Origin of the sequence: Ruegeria sp. HKCCA0235A (assembly GCF_013033235.1) — a bacterium.
In the GTDB taxonomy this organism is placed as follows: domain Bacteria; phylum Pseudomonadota; class Alphaproteobacteria; order Rhodobacterales; family Rhodobacteraceae; genus Ruegeria.
This window is the reverse complement of the sequence record NZ_WQDQ01000004.1, coordinates 278,443-293,937: the sequence shown is the minus strand read 5'-3', so window position 1 is coordinate 293,937 and position 15,495 is coordinate 278,443. Positions and strand designations below refer to the sequence as shown.

Annotated in this window: 16 protein-coding genes and 1 pseudogene; 5 read left to right on the top strand and 12 right to left on the bottom strand. The window is 57.1% G+C overall.

Annotation, left to right across the window (positions count from 1 at the left end; all coding sequences use genetic code 11):
- The first annotated feature begins 121 nt into the window (after positions 1-121).
- Positions 122-547, top strand: a complete 426-nt coding sequence (locus tag GOW56_RS09530; protein ID WP_171169239.1) for a hypothetical protein — start codon at positions 122-124, stop codon at positions 545-547.
- Here GOW56_RS09530 and GOW56_RS09525 read toward each other — a convergent pair.
- Positions 544-1,344, bottom strand: coding sequence for a GH25 family lysozyme (locus GOW56_RS09525; protein WP_171169241.1), 801 nt, complete (start codon positions 1,342-1,344; stop codon positions 544-546). The genes GOW56_RS09530 and GOW56_RS09525 overlap by 4 nt on opposite strands.
- A 370-nt stretch (positions 1,345-1,714) precedes the next feature.
- On the opposite strand from GOW56_RS09525, the gene rplS reads away from it, so the two are divergent.
- From rplS to GOW56_RS09510, 3 genes are all read left to right on the top strand, one after another.
- Complete coding sequence (gene rplS, locus GOW56_RS09520; RefSeq protein WP_152457026.1) at positions 1,715-2,098, top strand: 50S ribosomal protein L19; 384 nt, start codon at positions 1,715-1,717, stop codon at positions 2,096-2,098.
- An 11-nt stretch (positions 2,099-2,109) separates the two neighbouring features.
- Positions 2,110-2,331: a 50S ribosomal protein L31 gene (gene rpmE, locus GOW56_RS09515; protein ID WP_050605278.1), complete on the top strand. Its 222-nt coding sequence runs from the start codon at positions 2,110-2,112 to the stop codon at positions 2,329-2,331.
- Between the two features lie 165 nt (positions 2,332-2,496).
- Entirely contained in the window at positions 2,497-2,724 is a 228-nt protein-coding gene (locus GOW56_RS09510) for a hypothetical protein (protein WP_152457025.1), read from the top strand.
- Here GOW56_RS09510 and GOW56_RS09505 read toward each other — a convergent pair.
- Positions 2,721-4,328 carry an MFS transporter gene (locus tag GOW56_RS09505; RefSeq protein WP_171205712.1) on the bottom strand — a complete coding sequence of 536 codons (1,608 nt, stop codon included), beginning with the start codon at positions 4,326-4,328 and terminating at the stop codon, positions 2,721-2,723. The two genes, GOW56_RS09510 and GOW56_RS09505, sit on opposite strands and share 4 nt — an antisense overlap.
- A 77-nt stretch (positions 4,329-4,405) precedes the next feature.
- Positions 4,406-5,293: an AEC family transporter gene (locus GOW56_RS09500; protein WP_171205711.1), complete on the bottom strand. Its 888-nt coding sequence runs from the start codon at positions 5,291-5,293 to the stop codon at positions 4,406-4,408.
- A gap of 217 nt (positions 5,294-5,510) precedes the next feature.
- Here GOW56_RS09500 and GOW56_RS09495 point away from each other — a divergent pair, with 217 nt between their 5' ends.
- Positions 5,511-6,320 carry a division plane positioning ATPase MipZ gene (locus tag GOW56_RS09495; protein ID WP_152457022.1) on the top strand — a complete coding sequence of 270 codons (810 nt, stop codon included), beginning with the start codon at positions 5,511-5,513 and terminating at the stop codon, positions 6,318-6,320.
- Positions 6,321-6,353: 33 nt separating this feature from the next.
- On the opposite strand, the pseudogene GOW56_RS22080 reads toward GOW56_RS09495, so the two are convergent.
- From GOW56_RS22080 to GOW56_RS09450, 9 genes and pseudogenes are all read right to left on the bottom strand, one after another.
- A pseudogene (locus tag GOW56_RS22080) lies at positions 6,354-6,590 on the bottom strand (XdhC family protein); the annotation flags it as partial.
- Positions 6,591-6,707: 117 nt separating this feature from the next.
- Positions 6,708-7,160: a carbon monoxide dehydrogenase subunit G gene (locus GOW56_RS09485; RefSeq protein WP_171205710.1), complete on the bottom strand. Its 453-nt coding sequence runs from the start codon at positions 7,158-7,160 to the stop codon at positions 6,708-6,710.
- Positions 7,161-7,263: 103 nt separating this feature from the next.
- The gene (locus GOW56_RS09480; RefSeq protein WP_171169246.1) at positions 7,264-8,049 is read right to left on the bottom strand and encodes an XdhC family protein; all 786 of its coding nucleotides are present in this window, start codon (positions 8,047-8,049) and stop codon (positions 7,264-7,266) included.
- A complete protein-coding gene (locus GOW56_RS09475; protein WP_171205709.1) occupies positions 8,046-9,233 on the bottom strand; it encodes a VWA domain-containing protein in 1,188 nt (395 codons plus the stop codon). Before GOW56_RS09475 ends, GOW56_RS09480 begins: the two co-directional genes overlap by 4 nt.
- Positions 9,230-10,105, bottom strand: coding sequence for a MoxR family ATPase (locus GOW56_RS09470; protein ID WP_171205708.1), 876 nt, complete (start codon positions 10,103-10,105; stop codon positions 9,230-9,232). Before GOW56_RS09470 ends, GOW56_RS09475 begins: the two co-directional genes overlap by 4 nt.
- 59 nt (positions 10,106-10,164) lie before the next feature.
- Positions 10,165-12,591, bottom strand: coding sequence for an aerobic carbon-monoxide dehydrogenase large subunit (locus GOW56_RS09465; RefSeq protein ID WP_171205707.1), 2,427 nt, complete (start codon positions 12,589-12,591; stop codon positions 10,165-10,167).
- Complete coding sequence (locus GOW56_RS09460) at positions 12,588-13,082, bottom strand: (2Fe-2S)-binding protein (protein ID WP_152457016.1); 495 nt, start codon at positions 13,080-13,082, stop codon at positions 12,588-12,590. Before GOW56_RS09460 ends, GOW56_RS09465 begins: the two co-directional genes overlap by 4 nt.
- 11 nt (positions 13,083-13,093) lie before the next feature.
- Positions 13,094-13,948, bottom strand: coding sequence for a xanthine dehydrogenase family protein subunit M (locus GOW56_RS09455; RefSeq protein WP_171205706.1), 855 nt, complete (start codon positions 13,946-13,948; stop codon positions 13,094-13,096).
- A 148-nt stretch (positions 13,949-14,096) separates the two neighbouring features.
- The gene (locus tag GOW56_RS09450) at positions 14,097-15,113 is read right to left on the bottom strand and encodes an MHYT domain-containing protein (protein WP_371807893.1); all 1,017 of its coding nucleotides are present in this window, start codon (positions 15,111-15,113) and stop codon (positions 14,097-14,099) included.
- Positions 15,114-15,495 lie beyond the last annotated feature (382 nt).

Below are 15,495 nucleotides of genomic sequence, written 5' to 3'. Positions count from 1 at the left end.
GGCCGGGATGCCTCAGTTTCGATGTTTGTCAGAATGCCATTTGAAGTTGAACGTACCTGAACTTATTCACCTCCAGGTCCCATAGGTTTTTTGGGCAACAAGAAGTGAAACAGAAGGCATTATGAAAAAGCTATTTCTTGGCATGTTACTGGTTGCCTCCGCCTGCACCACCAAACCGCTCGGGATGTCCGTTCCGACGCAAGCCGGTCACAATCTGCACTCTGCGAAGGTTGCCGTTGATTCCTGTTCTCAGGAAGCTGACGAGGGCGGCAACAGCGCCGTAATCGGTGGATATGCAACCAATATCCTGCTTTGGGGCATCGTCATCGGGCCTGCGGTCACCGCACCGTTTCAGGACGAGTTGCGCGCGCAGGGTGAAATCGATCAGGTTGACCGCTGCCTGCGTGCACGCGGTTTCGAACGACGCGAACTGAGCGCGGGTGAGTCGTTCTGGGTGCGCAATGCTTTCGGTGACGAACGCGAACGGCGGCTGGACCACCTGGTCGGGGGCGGCACTATCAAAACCTACGGAACAGCCAAAAACTAGCGGCGCGCTTTCCAGCTGGCCCAAGTTTCTGGGGTGCCGTTGAACGTGTTGATATCCACCCTGCCTTGAACCCCCGGCACCAGCCCGGTGCCGGTGTATTGCCAAAACCGCCAGACCGTTCTGGGATAGACCTGACGCGGATGGCCTGCGACGGATCGCAACCAGAACTCGGTTTTGGGCAAACGCCCGATATCCGTATCCGCAAAGAAATCCACTGTCGTATAGACGATGGGACGCCGGCCATAATGCCGTTCGAGAATGTCCAGAAAGCGCTGCGCTTCGGCGCGGACGGTTCTGCCATCGGGCCGCAACGTGCAGGTCTTGGAATGCGGCGTCCACTCCATGTCAAGAACATGCGGCAGATCTGCCCCTTTCGGGACGTTCTGAATGAACCAACGCGCCTGTTCCCGGGCCGATCGGCAGAAATAATAGTAATGATAAGCCCCCCACGGCACGCCCGCCGCCTGAGCACCGCGCCTGTGGTCGTCGAATAATGGATCCGCCACATCGCCGCCTTCGGTTGCTTTCAGAAACGCAAAGCTTACGCCCGAAGCTTTGGCTGTGCGCCAGTCTATCGGTCCCTGCCAGCGCGAGACGTCAAGCCCGTGGATCGGATACAAGCCGGGGTGACGGCCCTCCCAGTCATGCGGATCGGCATCACCAAAATCAGGATAGATTACGGACGGTGCTGTCCTGTCCACACCCGGCGTGGGTTCCACGACCTGCGGTTTCGGGCCGCCGCGTCCGCACGACACAAGCAAAGCGGCTGCAATCGTCAGCATAAGTGCAATTCGCATCATGGGGTCCTGTCTGAAATTTCTGCTCTTTCAATTTCCTTCAGAATGCCTGATCTGACCGCTGTGGCAACGGTGGGATTTTCGAAAGGCGGATTCCTACTGCTTCGCCATACGATTTGTTCTTGATCCCGGCACTCAATACCCTTAAACGACCGCAATCCGGTGCCGCATTCTGCGACTCCGGTGTTTTGGTTTGATTATCGGCTTCAAGCCCGGCTTTCTTCGGCGGGGATGTGTCAGATCAAACCAGACCAAAGGAACATTCGATCTGACCTCTGGCGGGCTGCATGCAGGACCCGGTGAAGACCAAGAGCTCTCAGGCCGTGCCCAAACTTCGTGGGCCAACCACGAGCATATAGGAGTACCTGCGATGGATCTTATCGCACAGCTTGAGGCGGAACAGATTGCCGCCCTGGGGAAAGACATCCCCGACTTCAAGGCCGGTGACACCATTCGTGTCGGCTATAAGGTGACCGAAGGGTCGCGCACCCGTGTGCAGAACTACGAAGGCGTCTGCATCGCGCGCAACAACGGCAATGGCATTGCCGGTTCGTTCACCGTTCGCAAGATTTCGTTCGGCGAAGGCGTGGAGCGTGTGTTCCCGCTGTATTCGACCAACATCGACAGCATCACCGTTGTCCGCCGTGGCCGCGTTCGTCGCGCCAAACTGTACTATCTGCGCACCCGCCGCGGTAAATCCGCGCGTATCGCAGAGGTCACGAACTACAAGCCCAAGGCTGGCGCCGAAGCGTAAGGAACGGAAAGATGAAAAAAGACATCCATCCCGATTATCACGTCATCGACGTCAAAATGACCGATGGCACCGTGGTTCAGATGAAATCCACCTGGGGCGCCGAAGGCGACCAGCTGGCTCTGGAAATCGACCCCTCCGTGCACCCTGCATGGACTGGTGGTTCGTCGCGCCTGATGGACGCCGGCGGCCGCGTGTCGAAGTTCAAAAAGAAATACGAAGGTCTGGGCTTCTAAGTCTGACTTGTTTCGATTTCGAAAGGCCGTCCCTTGCGGGCGGCCTTTTTTCTGGAAGCTTCCATGTGTCTTATGGACGCGAAACCGGACAAGATGCGTTTTTGCAAAGACCCAGTGATGTTACACTCCGTGTGAACAACCCTCAGCTTCCACGGAGACCCGGACATGCCCCAGTACAACGACATGATCGAGCTTTCAGTCGATGATATGGATCTGATTGAAACGGCGTTGCGCGACTCGATCGCTTCGTTGTCACATGCTGCTTCGGATGAACCAGAGGACAGCAGGACCGACCGGGAAGACACGTTGCGGCGTATTCACGAACTTCTGGGCAAGCTACACGATCAGAAGGTCTTTTTTCGCCCTCAGAAAGGGGTCTACCTCGGCGGTTAGGAGCTTGGTTGTCGCGGATTGCGGGTCAATTCCGCCGCACTGTGTACAGGGGGAACCGGCCCGCGCAACAACAACAGCGCCAGCGTCATTCCGGCCAGCGCCGCAATCGCGGCAACCAACATGGCATTGTCAAAAGCGTTGTCCTGCACATCCCGCAGGGCCTTCGCCAATGCATCTCCCGCGGTCGGATCCATCCTCGAGATCAATTGCTGTATCTGGTTCGGCGTTCCATGTGCCAGCGCATGGGCCAGATCCTCGCGCTGGGTTGACCCGGCAGGCAACGCGTCGATCACCTCGGACAGACCTCGGCGTCTGGTGATCGCTTCAGCCAGACCGCCCACCACGGCACCAAGGGTTGCTCCGAAATAGAGACAGGCGTTGATGACCCCCGAACCCTGCCCCACATGCTGCTCGGGCAGCAGGCGCAGGCCCAGACGTGGCAACAGCGAAAAGCAGATGCCCAATCCGACACCGACGATCAGCAGCTTCCACCAGATTTCGGAAAACTGCGTTGTGTTCGTTGTTGTCATCAGCAGCAGGAACCCGCAGGCCATCGCCCCTAGGCCAATGGCGATCGGCCATTGAAAGCTGTAGGGGGCAAGAAAGCGGGGTGCAGTGACCGAGATCACAAACATGCTGAGGCTGAGCGGCATGATCGCCAGACCCGCATCGATGGACGAATACCCAAAGGCATCAGGCGATTGGACGAATGTATTGAAATAGACGAAGAAGCAGAACAGCGTGAAGCCAGTAAAGAACATCCCCGCCGCGGCCATCAGATAACGCGGATGGCGAAAGTACCGAAGCTCGATCAAAGGGTCGTCGCTGCGGCGGGATACGATGACAAGGGCAATTGTCGACACGGCCGCCACGACCAGCGGCACCAGTGTCAAAGGCGAAGTCCACCCGCCGCTTTCCCCGTTGCTGAGCGCAAAGGACAATGGCCCGAGGAAAAACAGAATGGCAACGGCCCCCGCATAATCGAACTTTGCCCCGGCAAGACGGGTATCGGGAACGTATTTCCGTTTGCTGACATGCAGCCCGATGGCAAAGGCCACAGCCAACAGAACCAGGTCGGCTGCAAAGACGGCGCGCCAGCTGACATAATGGCCGAAAGCGCCACCGACGATGGGCCCGACACCGATCGCCAGACCGACAATCGCCCCCCAGATGCCGGTAACGCTGGCGCGCTGCTCTTCGGGCGTGGCCGCCGTCAACAGTGACAGGGACGTGCCGAACAAAGCAGCCGCGCCCGCGCCTTGCGCGCCGCGCCCGATAAGCAGCATCGCCCCGTCCTGCGCCAACAGCGCAAAGGAAGACCCGATTGCAAAGACGATCATGCCGAAAAAGAACACGCCCATCTTGCCGGTAATGTCACCCAGCCGGCTGACGATGCAGACAAGCGTGGCGCTGGTCACGGAATACGTGGCCATCACCCATTGCAAACCTGACGGGGTCAAATCGAACTCGGCCCTGAGATTGGGCAATATGGTGGTCACAGCAGTTGTGTTGAACCCCACGACCATCATGCAGATGGCCGTCATGGCCAGCACCACACGGGCGCGGGACTGCGGAGATACACTGACCGAGCTCTCATCGCCCATAAAACACCCACTGACCAAGAAGTTTGAATACAAACATCATCAGTTTAACGATTTCTGGCCCTGCGCATAGGGTTGCATCAGATCCAGTATGACAGCGCAACGGGCAGCACCAGCAAAGTGCTGAGCGTCGAGACAAGAATGAACCCCGCCACATCCGGCCCGTATTCCGGAACATGCTGGTCGATAAACAGATAAGTCGCCACGGATGAAGGCATCAGGCAACACAGGATCAGCGCACCCCGCTCGGTTCCCGTGAAACCAAACAACCAGATCAGAACACTGACAATTGCAACCGCCATCGCCAGATGCAGGGCCGTCAGCAGAACCGCGCGACCCAGGCTTTTCACACGCAGCGTCGCGAGCGTATGCCCCAGGGTCAGCAGCATGAGCGGGATCGACAATCCACCCAAGATGTCAAAGGACTTTGCGACCGGTTGCGGCAGGCTTTGCCCCGTTGCCATCAGGATCAGGGCGAGGCCCACGGCATAGATAATCGGGGACGTCGCCAGTTTCCTTGGCGAGAATTCTCCGGCCGGGATCCACATGCCGACGGTAAAGATGCTGATCAGCACAACCACCACAAACGCCATGGTATAGGCCATACCTGCGTCGCCCAGCGCCAGCAAAGTGATTGGCAGGCCGATGTTGCCGACATTGCCGTGCATCAACGGCGTCAGAAATGCCCTCACCGGCAAGCGAAGAACCTTTAGCACGACATACCCCAACACCCCGAAACCGGCCACCGCAAGGGCAGCGGCCGTCATCATGTCAAGAAACGTGCCCACGGCCAGTTTGGTGTTCGACAGATGAGAAATGATCAATGTCGGATAGCCTACTTTTGAAACGATCCCACCAATGACCTTGTTGTCGAAAGGCGCCTGAATCACGGCAAGAACATATCCAATTCCAGCGCAGATCAGGACGGGCAGAACCACGTTCAAAACGTTCAGGAACAGGTGCTCCAAGCAAAAATCTCCTTGCCGAAACCGTTTGTCGACAGTGAATCAGTGCCATTGCAATGGCAAGCGCTCTGTGTAACCCGTGCGCGGCGTTGGGTTTTCCCGATTGGAGTCTGATATTGCCCGAAAGCGCCGCTTGAGGTTCTTTCCTTCGCCGCCGACACAACATATAGTGGCTGACAACAACGTGTAGTGAAGCACGGCGGGACTTGGGAATACAAGCATGGCACATATCATTGTGGTCGGGAACGAAAAGGGTGGCGCAGGCAAATCGACCGTGTCGATGCATGTGGCGACCGCGCTGGCCCGATTGGGACACAAGGTCAGCACGTTGGATCTGGACCTGCGTCAGCGCAGTCTGGGACGATACTTCGAGAACCGCAACAATTTCCTCAAAAGCTCGGACCTGACTCTGCCCAGCCCGCGCCATCACGACCTGCCCGAGATCGATGCCGCAACGTTGAAACCGGGCGAGAACATCTATGACCATCGCCTGTCTGCTGCCGTATCCCAGCTGGAAAGCGACAGCGACTTTATTCTGATCGACTGCCCGGGGTCTCACACCCGTCTGAGTCAGGTGGCGCATTCGCTGGCCGACACGCTGATCACCCCGTTGAACGACAGTTTCATTGACTTCGACCTTTTGGCGCGGATCGACTCGAAGGGAGAGAAGATCCTTGGCCCGTCCGTCTATTCCGAAATGGTCTGGAACGCTCGTCAACTGCGGGCACAGGCGGGGCTGAAGCCGATCGACTGGGTCGTTGTCCGCAACCGGGTCGGTACGCAGCGCATGGTCAACAAGGAAAAGATGCAGCGCGCGATCGAAATGCTGTCCCAGCGCATCGGCTTCCGCGTCGCCTCGGGCTTTTCCGAGCGGGTTATCTTCCGCGAGCTGTTCCCGCGTGGCCTGACACTGTTGGACCTCAAGGATATCGGGGTCAAACAGCTGAACATCTCGAACATCGCAGCCCGGCAGGAACTGCGCGACATGATGAAGGAATTGAACCTGCCAGGTGTGGAGATTGATTTCTGATCAGCTGTCCCGGCGTCCGCTGTGCTGACTTTTTTAGGCAGTATGAATGTTTTTTGGTTCTGGACTTGCATTCAGAAACAGCTGCAAAGACGTCCCGTATGGAAGCTTGAGATCAAAGAAAGAAGAGCCTGCAACGTTTCGGATCGTTTTGGCCGTGCCGCCCGTTTCAAGCACCGAGACCACCTGTAGTCGGATGTCCCGGTCGATGCAGCCATTGGACATATAGCCGACCATCCTCCCGCTTGAAGAGACAACGGCGAGCGAACCTACTTCGCGCGCCGTTCAGCCCTTGATACTGATCGATGTGATCAGAACAAACAGCTTACCAACGTTTAGCTGGTCAACTGCATGACCAAGGACATCAACCCGGTGTTCAGGACGTGTGGATCAAGAAACGGGTTCTTCCGACATGACGTCTGCAAAGGACTTGAAGAATTTGGCGGCGAGTTTCTTTGCTGTGCTCTGGATAAGACGGCTCCCAAGTTGCGCCAGCTTGCCGCCGATCACGGCCTTGGCTTCGTAGCGCAGAATGGTCTGAGACCCATTTTCGGTCAGTGTGACGTCGGCTCCGCCTTTTGCATGTCCAGCCGCGCCGCCATTACCTTGGCCATCCAGCGAAAACGTCTCTGGCGCGCCATCGGTTTTGAGCACCACATCTCCGCTGAATTTCGCTTTCACGGGGCCAACTTTGAGTACAACTTTGGCTTCAAGTTCGGTGTCGGATCTCTTGATCAGTTCTTCGCACCCGGGAATACAGCGTTTAAGTATCTCGGGGTCGTTCAAAGCTGCGTAAACCACATCCCTAGGGGCATCGATGATAATTTCGTCGGCCAGTTCCATGGCGGTTCCTTTCTTTGTTCAGCAACAGGGGTATTTAATCGTGGCAAGCACCTCAGCCTGCTCTGTAGATGGCTTCAAACCACAAGTTAGGATTTTGAAAAGTTTACGCATTTTGGTTCCTTTCTACGGAATTCCTGCGCACGGTGATCAGTTCCGCCAGGATGGAAAGCGCGATTTCTTCAGGTGTGACAGCACCAATGTCCAAACCAGCTGGGGCTGAAACCATCGCGAGTGTGACCTCTGGCACACCAGCTTCGGAGAGCTTTTCAGACAGGGCAGCGAATTTCTTCTTACTGCCCACAAAGGCGACATAGTTTGCTTCACAAGCAAGCGCGTCGCGCAAAGCGTCCAGATCACCCTGCCCTTGCGTCGCCACGACGATCGCACTCATCTTTCCAAGTGCATTCTCCTCATCCACGGCACGTGAGATTGACCAGTGAAAATGCGGTGCGATTTGTGCCAAAGCCTCTGCGACCGGCGAGTTTCCGAGTATTGTCAACTCTGGCATCGGAAGACAGGGCTCAATAAAAATGTCGATGGTGCCACGAGAGGGACAACCGTTGCGCGCATAGAATACGCCCTCCACCATTGCTCCGGCACTGACGCCGATATCGTTCAAAAAGTCTTCCGGCGCGACCGACACAAGCTTGGGTGCGCCGGTTTCGAGGGCTTCCAAGGTGGCTCGCCTCACAGCGCCACGGGTGCAGCCGCCACCAAGAAACCCGTGCAATATGGTGCCGTCCGCACCAATGATTGCCTTTGCGCCGGGTTTTGCCGCGGTGGTTCCGGCAGTGCGCACGATTGTTGCAAAGGCAAAAGGTTGTTCCTTTGCGCGCAGTGATTGGGCTGTTTCTGCCAAGTCAGATGAAAACAACTCAGCGGGGGTCATAGCGATACCAACTCCTTCTCCAGCGCGGCGAGGTCCGCCAGCGTGTTGGCGGCGGAAAAGAGGTCCAAATGAGGCAAGGCTGCCGTCATGCCCGCTGCGACGGGCGCATAGTCGCGCCAGCCTTTGAGCGGGTTCAGCCAAAGAATGCGGCAGCCGCGTTTGCGCAGCTTGGTCAGCGCCGCGTCAATGTGGTCAGGAGAAGAGGTGTCATAGCCGTCCGAGAGGATCATCACGACTGAACGCCCATCGACGAAACGGCGCGCGTAGGTAGATGCAAATCGATCCAGGCTTTCCCCGATTTTGGAACCTCCGCCGAACCCATCCGCCATCAAGGACATCCGTCCGATGGCGCGCATCGTGTCCTTATCGCGTAAAGCCTCGGTTATCCGCACGAGGCGTGTGTGAAACAGGTATGCGTCGGCGGTTGGATCACCGCGCATCAGGCCGGCCAAAAAGGCCAGGAATACTTGCGCATAGACGGTCATAGAGCCGGAAACATCGCATAGCGCTACGATTTTTCGGCTACGATCAGGGCGTTTGCGCTTGATGAGTCGGATGGGTTCGCCCCCTGTCGCCAGGCTGCGCCGGATTGTTTTGCGGAAATGCAGTCGATCGCCCTTGCGGGCAGCGATGCGGCGGCGGGAGCGGCGGTCGCGCAGCGCTTGTCCGAGGCGGCGAGCAACTTCTTCGGCCTCGGCAATCTTTTCTGCCCGTACCAGATCACGTAGATCGCGCCGGGACAGGTTGCGCATTTCGGTGGCGATCAGCTTACCGTCGCCATCACTTTCGGCATCACCGTCACCTCCGTCTGGCGCTGTCGCATCGCCAGCGCCTCCAACGTCTTCTCCTTTGGCATCTCGTGACGAATGTACGCTGTCGTCGCCCTTGGGGTGGGTCGACATTTTCGGCGTGACCTTTGTTCGCACGCGACCGGCATCCATCCAGAAACTATCAAACAGCAAATCAAACCTCTGCGCGTCGTCCTTGCATCCCGTGCAGACGGCCTTGAGTGCGCAACGCGCCTCTTCAGGGTTGGCTGCCTCAATATAGGTCAACGCCGTCAGAGCTGCTTCGGTTTCCTGGACGCCAAGGCGCAGGCCATTCTCCCGCAAATGGGCCACGAACCCTGCCATGCGCGCCGTGGCGCCGGGATCGCGGCCAGCAAAGCGGGTCACGCGGGTCATGCGGCCTTCCCCGCGATGCGTTGTGCCACTTCGCGGGTTATATGTGCGCGATCGCTCTGCGTTTTTAGAAGTGTCGTGAGTGTGGCTTGGAGGGCTGCCGGGTTTTCCGTCAGATCAGCAATCCCTAACCCCATGAGCGCGGCGGCAAAATCCAGTGTCTCCGCGATTCCGGGCACCTTCTCAAGCTCTTCCTTGCGCAGCGTCTGGACGAACCCGATCACCTGATCGGCCAGCTGCGCTTCAATCCCAGCACACCGGGCTTTTAGGATCGCGAGTTCCGTTGTCCGGTCGGGATAATCGACATAACTGAAAAGGCAGCGACGCCTCAGCGCGTCCGACAAGTCGCGGGTGCCATTCGAGGTCAGTATAACTGTTGGCACGGCGGTGGCTTTGATGGTGCCAAGCTCCGGAACGGTGATTTGGTAATCAGCGAGGATCTCGAGCAGGAAAGCTTCGAACTCTTCGTCTGCGCGGTCGATTTCATCGATCAATAAAACCGGAGAAACGTCTTGCGTGATCGCCGACAGCAAGGGGCGCTCCAACAAATACTCACGCGAGAATATCCGATCCTCGACCGCCTTGCCGGCCTCGCCTGCTTCAGAAGACGCACGGATCGCCAGCAGTTGCCGTTGGTAATTCCACTCGTAGATCGCCTGAGAGGCGTCCAGACCTTCATAGCATTGCAGGCGGATCAACTGCGTGTTCTGGGCCGCAGCCAGTACTCGTGCAACCTCGGTTTTTCCTACGCCCGCTGCGCCTTCCAGCAGTAGAGGGCGGCGCAATGACAAAGCCAAATGCAGCGAAACCGCCAGATCGTCTGAGGCGACGTAGTTCTGTTCTACAAGTGCAGATTGGAGATCGGTCCAGGTCATCAGAGCCTCAAGTGGTTTATGAGGCGCGCGCCGCCATCCCTGCCGCGCGCGCCGGAAGCTTAGCCGTGAAGGCCCAGTTCGTTTGCTGTCTTCCAGATCCGCCAGTGATCGTGCGGCATATGGGTGTGACGCAGGCCAAACGCACGGAAGGCATCATTCACCGCGTTAGAGAAACAGGGCACGCCGCCCACATGGGGGCTTTCGCCGACTCCTTTGGCGCCAATTGGGTGGTGCGGGCTGGGGGTAACGGTGTGATCGGTCTCGTAATTCGGCACTTCCCATGCGGTCGGCAGGAAGAAATCCATCAATGTGCCGGTCTTGACGTTGCCCATCTCGTCATAGGCGATCTCTTGCCCCAGAGCGACGGCCAGCGCCTCGGTCAAACCACCGTGCACCTGGCCCTCGATGATCATCGGGTTTATGCGCGTGCCGCAATCATCCAGCGCATAGAAGCGGCGAATGTCGGTCACACCGGTGTCCACATCGATGTCCATCACGCAGACGTAGGCGCCAAAGGGATAGGTCATGTTCGGCGGGTCATAGTAGCTGACCGCCTCCAGACCCGGCTCGATGCCCGGAATGGCCTGATTGTAGGCGGCAAAGGCGATTTCCTTCATCGTCTTGAACTTTTCAGGCGCGCCCTTGACCACGAAACGATCCACGTCGAATTCGACATCATCGTCATGCACTTCCAGCAGGTAGGCCGCGATCATCTGTGCCTTGGCGCGGATCTTGCGCCCTGCCATCGCGGTCGCGGCACCCGCTACAGGCGTCGAGCGCGAGCCGTATGTTCCAAGACCGTAGGGCGCGGTATCCGTATCACCCTCTTCGATGGTAATACTATCCGCCGGCAGGCCGATCTCGGTTGCGAGGATCTGTGCAAAGGTCGTGGCATGGCCCTGGCCTTGCGAGATGGTGCCAAGGCGTGCGATCGCTGAGCCGGTCGGGTGAATGCGGATTTCACAGCTGTCGAACATGCCAAGACCAAGGATATCACAATTTTTGACGGGTCCAGCACCGACGATTTCGGTGAAATGCGTCAGGCCGATGCCCATCAGCTTTCGGGTTTTGCCCGCCTTGAAATCCTCGATCCGTTGAGCTTGTTCTGCACGCAGCCCTTCGTAATTGACGGCCTTTAGTGCCTTGTCCCACGCAGTGTGATAGTCGCCGGAATCATACTCCCACCCAAGCGCGGACTGATAGGGAAACTGCTCTTTCTTGATGAAGTTGATCCGGCGCAGCTCGGCCGCGTCCATGTTCAACTCTATCGCCAGAACCTCGATCATACGTTCGATGAAGTAAGCGGCTTCGGTTACACGGAAGGAGCAGCGATAACTGACCCCGCCCGGCGCTTTGTTGGTGTAAACGCCGTCCACTGCCAAATACGCAGTCGGAATATCGTAAGACCCGGTACAGATGTTCATAAACCCAGCCGGAAACTTGGTCGGGTCGGCACAGGCGTCAAAGCCACCATGGTCTGCGGTCGTGTGGCACCAGAGACCGGTGATTTTACCCTCTTTGGTGGCACTCATCTTACCTTTCATCCAGTAGTCACGGGCAAAAGCGGTGGTCATCAGGTTTTCCATACGGTCCTCGACCCATTTCACCGGAACGCCGGTGACAATCGAGGCCACGACCGAGCACACATAGCCGGGGTAAGCCCCAACCTTGTTGCCAAAGCCGCCACCGATGTCGGGCGAGATCACGCGGATATTGTGCTCTTCAATGCCCGAGATCAGGCTGACCACTGTGCGAATAGCGTGAGGCGCCTGGAACGTGCCGTGCAGCGTGAGCTTGCCGTTGACCTTGTCCATCGAAGCCACGCAGCCACAAGTTTCGAGCGGACATGGGTGCGTGCGATGGTAATACACCATCTCTTCAGCGACCACGTCAGCCTCCCCCATTACCTGCTCGGTCGCATCCTTCTCGCCAACCTCCCAGGTAAAGATGTGGTTAGGGTGTTTGCGTGGGCCGTGGGCCCCATCTGGAATCGCTCCACCTTCGCCCATCAGGTCTTCGCGAAGAACCACGTCGGATTCCAATGCTGCGTGGGGATCGGTCAAAACGGGGAGTTCTTCATACTCCACTTCGACCAGCTCGACTGCATCGGCTGCAATATAACGGTCCTTTGCCACCACAAATGCCACTTCCTGACCTTGGAAGAGCACCTTGCCGTCAGCCAAAACCATCTGCTTGTCGCCCGCCAGCGTCGGCATCCAGTGCAGACCAAGGGGGGCGAGGTCTTCGGCGGTCAGTACGGCAATCACACCGTCCAGCGCCAAAGCGGCCTCGGCATTGATCGACACGATCTTGGCGTGGGCATAGGGCGAACGCACGAAATCACCATGCAGCATGCCGGGCAGTTTGATGTCGTCAACGTAATTGCCTTTGCCTTGGGTAAACCTGGCATCTTCAACGCGCTTGCGTTTGCAACCCATTCCTCCCAGTGCGTCGGCGCGTTCTTCGCGGGTCAGTTCCTTGTTCATTGTGCCGCCTCCTTCGCAGAGTTCATCTCGGCCGCGGCGGCGAGGATAGATTTGACGATGTTCTGATACCCGGTACAGCGGCAGAGGTTACCCGCCATGCCAAAGCGCACCTCTTCTTCAGTTGGGTTCGGGTTTTCTTCCAAAAGCTTAGATGCGCGGGTGATCATACCCGGTGTGCAGAAGCCGCATTGAAGACCGTGGTGTTCTTTGAAAGCTTCCTGCAGCACGTGCAGGCTGTCCGGGTTACCAAGCCCTTCGATCGTGGTGATTTCGGCACCGTCAGCCTGTGCTACGAACACGGTACAGGACTTCACCGATTTGCCGTTCATGGTCACGGTGCAAGCGCCGCAATGCGAGGTCTCGCAACCAATGTGCGGACCGGTCTTGCGCAGTCGTTCGCGCAGGGTGTGGATCAGCAGTTCGCGCGGTTCAGCCAAGAACTCTTGCTCCTCGCCATTCACTGTTAGAGTGAAGTGTTTCTTCTTTGACATGATCTCTCTCCTCAGGCTCTGGCCCAGGCGTTTTCGATCGCACGGCGCAAGATAATCGCCGCTGCGTGACGTTTGAATTCAATGGGACCGCGGTTGTCCTGTGTGGGGTCAATGTCGCCCAACATCGCGTCCACCGCCGCTTTGATTGCCGCATCATCCAGGGACGTGCCGACAAGCGCAGCGCCAGCTTTTTCAGAATGAACCGGTGTATCGCTCAGATTGGTCATCGCGATGGAAGCCGAGGTGCAAGTCCCATTTTCTTTAGTTAAGAGGACCGCAGCAGCCGCAGTGGCGTAGTCGCCGATTTTGCGCTTTTGCTTTTCGTAGGCGTACCCGCCCTTTGGCGCATTGAACTCCACCGCTGTCAGGATCTCTTCATCCTCTCGATCAGTCATATAAGCCGCTTCGTAGAAATCACGGGCCGCCACTTTGCGTTCGCCATCCGGCCCGACCAAAGTGAAAGTCGCGTCCAGACACTGCATCAAGCCCGGCATGTCATTACCCGGGTCGCCGTTTGCAACGTTGCCGCCAACCGTGCCCATGTAACGCACTTGCGGGTCTGCGATCTGCAAAGAAGCCTCGCGCATGATCGGAGCAGCCAACGCCAATTGAGCGTTGTCGATGATGTCATGTTGCGTCGTCATCGCGCCGATGCGGATGCTATCCCCCTCAATGGAGATGCCGCTCAATCCCTCCACATCCTGCAAGTCGATCAGATGTGGCACTTCGGCCATGCGGAGCTTCATCATGGGTATCAGACTGTGCCCCCCTGCGAGCACGCGCGCGTCATCTCCGTGCTCCACAAGTACGGAAAGTGCGTCCGCCAAATCCTTAGGTCTATAATATTCAAAGGCAGCTGGAATCATTGCCTCTCCTCCCTGCAGCAACTGTTCTGGCTGTTAGAGAAGCTCGCGCGATGCCGGGTTGTAGACCCGAGAAAACACTTTGTTTTCGCTAATTTTGCACGAAATGCGCTTCAGGACGCACGAGTTGCGCTGCCTGAATTACCACGCGTTACCCAAAGGCGGTCAGTGCTGCTTTCAGGTTTGATCGGCTGACCGGAACCGGGGGAAGATCGGCCTCACCAAAGGTGCATTGTCCCTTGTCTTTGGTCCGTTCAAACCGCGCGACTTTTTTGGGGTTCACGATATAGCTGCGATGCACGCGCAAAAAGCCAGTTGGCTCCAGCCGTTTGACCGCTTCAGTGATCGGCCAGACGCAAAAGTACTTTTCTGTGCGGGTGTAGACCTGCGTGTAGTGACCATCCGCCCTGACGAATGCAACGTCAGGCGCGGCAATAAAGACCTTGCCTCCGTCTCTTTCACAGGGGATGCGAATAGGTGGGGTCTGATCTGGTGAAGGCTCGTCTTGGGCCACGCCTGTCATCGGGATCTCTGTGGCTTGCATAGGCACAAGATAAGTTGTGCCGACCCACAAAAATGCGCCGAAGATAACAAAGCTCGACAGGATCACCCCAACGGCCATGACTTCGTTGCTGATGACGGGCCCAAACTCTCGGATATCTTTCAAGGCTACAAAATTGGTTCCTGCCATGGCCAGGAAATGCACTGAAAAGACAGCTACGCCAAAACACAGCGTGCCGATCGCGATGGTCCTGTTGGAACGCTCATTATAGGCAATGCCGATCGCGAGAATGCACAGGACAATAGCCAATACCGATGACCCGAGCACACCCTGCAAAGTATAAACGGGTTTGCAAAGCTGCATGCCTGCCATTCCGACATAGTGCATCGCCAAGATGCCCGCGCCTACGATTGCTCCGGCAGCAATGATGATCCCCCTGGAACGCTCAGTGAAATGCAAGAGCACAAGCGCTAAGGCGACCATAAGGATCGCAATAAGCGCAGATGCGAGCGTGATTGCGGCATCATAGTAAAACAGGATGGGCAGCCTTAGGCCAAGCATAGCCACGAAGTGCATTGACCAGATCCCACCACCCAAAGCAACGGCACCCAACGCGATGGCCAACCTGCGTTGTGACAGCGATTTTTCTGACAAATCTCTCGTCAAAGACAATCCCGTGGCCCCAGCAACTAGCGCCACAACGAACGATGTAACCACCAACCAAGGGTTATGTCCGAAGTCCAGAAATTCCATGGGCCGGACAATGCCGCAGCGGATTTCTTAATTCAATCTTTGCCTTTACCTAGCAGAGGTACATCCGGTAGAAACAATTCCTGCACAGCCATTGCAAGCAAGGACCAGAGTCTACCTCAGCGTTTATTGCTCGTTGGGCAGGACTGCTGTGAGATGAGTCATCGACGGCTTTGGGCTCTAACCAGCTTAATGTTCATATTCACACTATAGTCGAACATCCGGTCCAAACCGCCGCTCAAACCCGGCGAGTTAAAGGCGTTCCATCATGACTTTCAGTTTCGGAACCGCTGGAAGG

Bases quoted from the DNA above. Each gene is read 5' to 3' on its own strand.
- GOW56_RS09530 (WP_171169239.1), top strand. From the start codon at position 122: ATGAAAAAGCTATTTCTTGGCATGTTACTGGTTGCCTCCGCCTGCACC.
- rplS (WP_152457026.1), top strand. From the start codon at position 1,715: ATGGATCTTATCGCACAGCTTGAGGCGGAACAGATTGCCGCCCTGGGG.
- GOW56_RS09525 (WP_171169241.1), bottom strand. From the start codon at position 1,344: ATGCGAATTGCACTTATGCTGACGATTGCAGCCGCTTTGCTTGTGTCG.
- GOW56_RS09460 (WP_152457016.1), bottom strand. From the start codon at position 13,082: ATGTCAAAGAAGAAACACTTCACTCTAACAGTGAATGGCGAGGAGCAA.
- GOW56_RS09465 (WP_171205707.1), bottom strand. From the start codon at position 12,591: ATGAACAAGGAACTGACCCGCGAAGAACGCGCCGACGCACTGGGAGGA.
- GOW56_RS09480 (WP_171169246.1), bottom strand. From the start codon at position 8,049: ATGACCCCCGCTGAGTTGTTTTCATCTGACTTGGCAGAAACAGCCCAA.
- GOW56_RS09495 (WP_152457022.1), top strand. From the start codon at position 5,511: ATGGCACATATCATTGTGGTCGGGAACGAAAAGGGTGGCGCAGGCAAA.
- GOW56_RS09505 (WP_171205712.1), bottom strand. From the start codon at position 4,328: ATGGGCGATGAGAGCTCGGTCAGTGTATCTCCGCAGTCCCGCGCCCGT.
- GOW56_RS09510 (WP_152457025.1), top strand. From the start codon at position 2,497: ATGCCCCAGTACAACGACATGATCGAGCTTTCAGTCGATGATATGGAT.
- GOW56_RS09475 (WP_171205709.1), bottom strand. From the start codon at position 9,233: ATGACCCGCGTGACCCGCTTTGCTGGCCGCGATCCCGGCGCCACGGCG.
- GOW56_RS09470 (WP_171205708.1), bottom strand. From the start codon at position 10,105: ATGACCTGGACCGATCTCCAATCTGCACTTGTAGAACAGAACTACGTC.
- GOW56_RS09455 (WP_171205706.1), bottom strand. From the start codon at position 13,948: ATGATTCCAGCTGCCTTTGAATATTATAGACCTAAGGATTTGGCGGAC.
- GOW56_RS09485 (WP_171205710.1), bottom strand. From the start codon at position 7,160: ATGGAACTGGCCGACGAAATTATCATCGATGCCCCTAGGGATGTGGTT.
- rpmE (WP_050605278.1), top strand. From the start codon at position 2,110: ATGAAAAAAGACATCCATCCCGATTATCACGTCATCGACGTCAAAATG.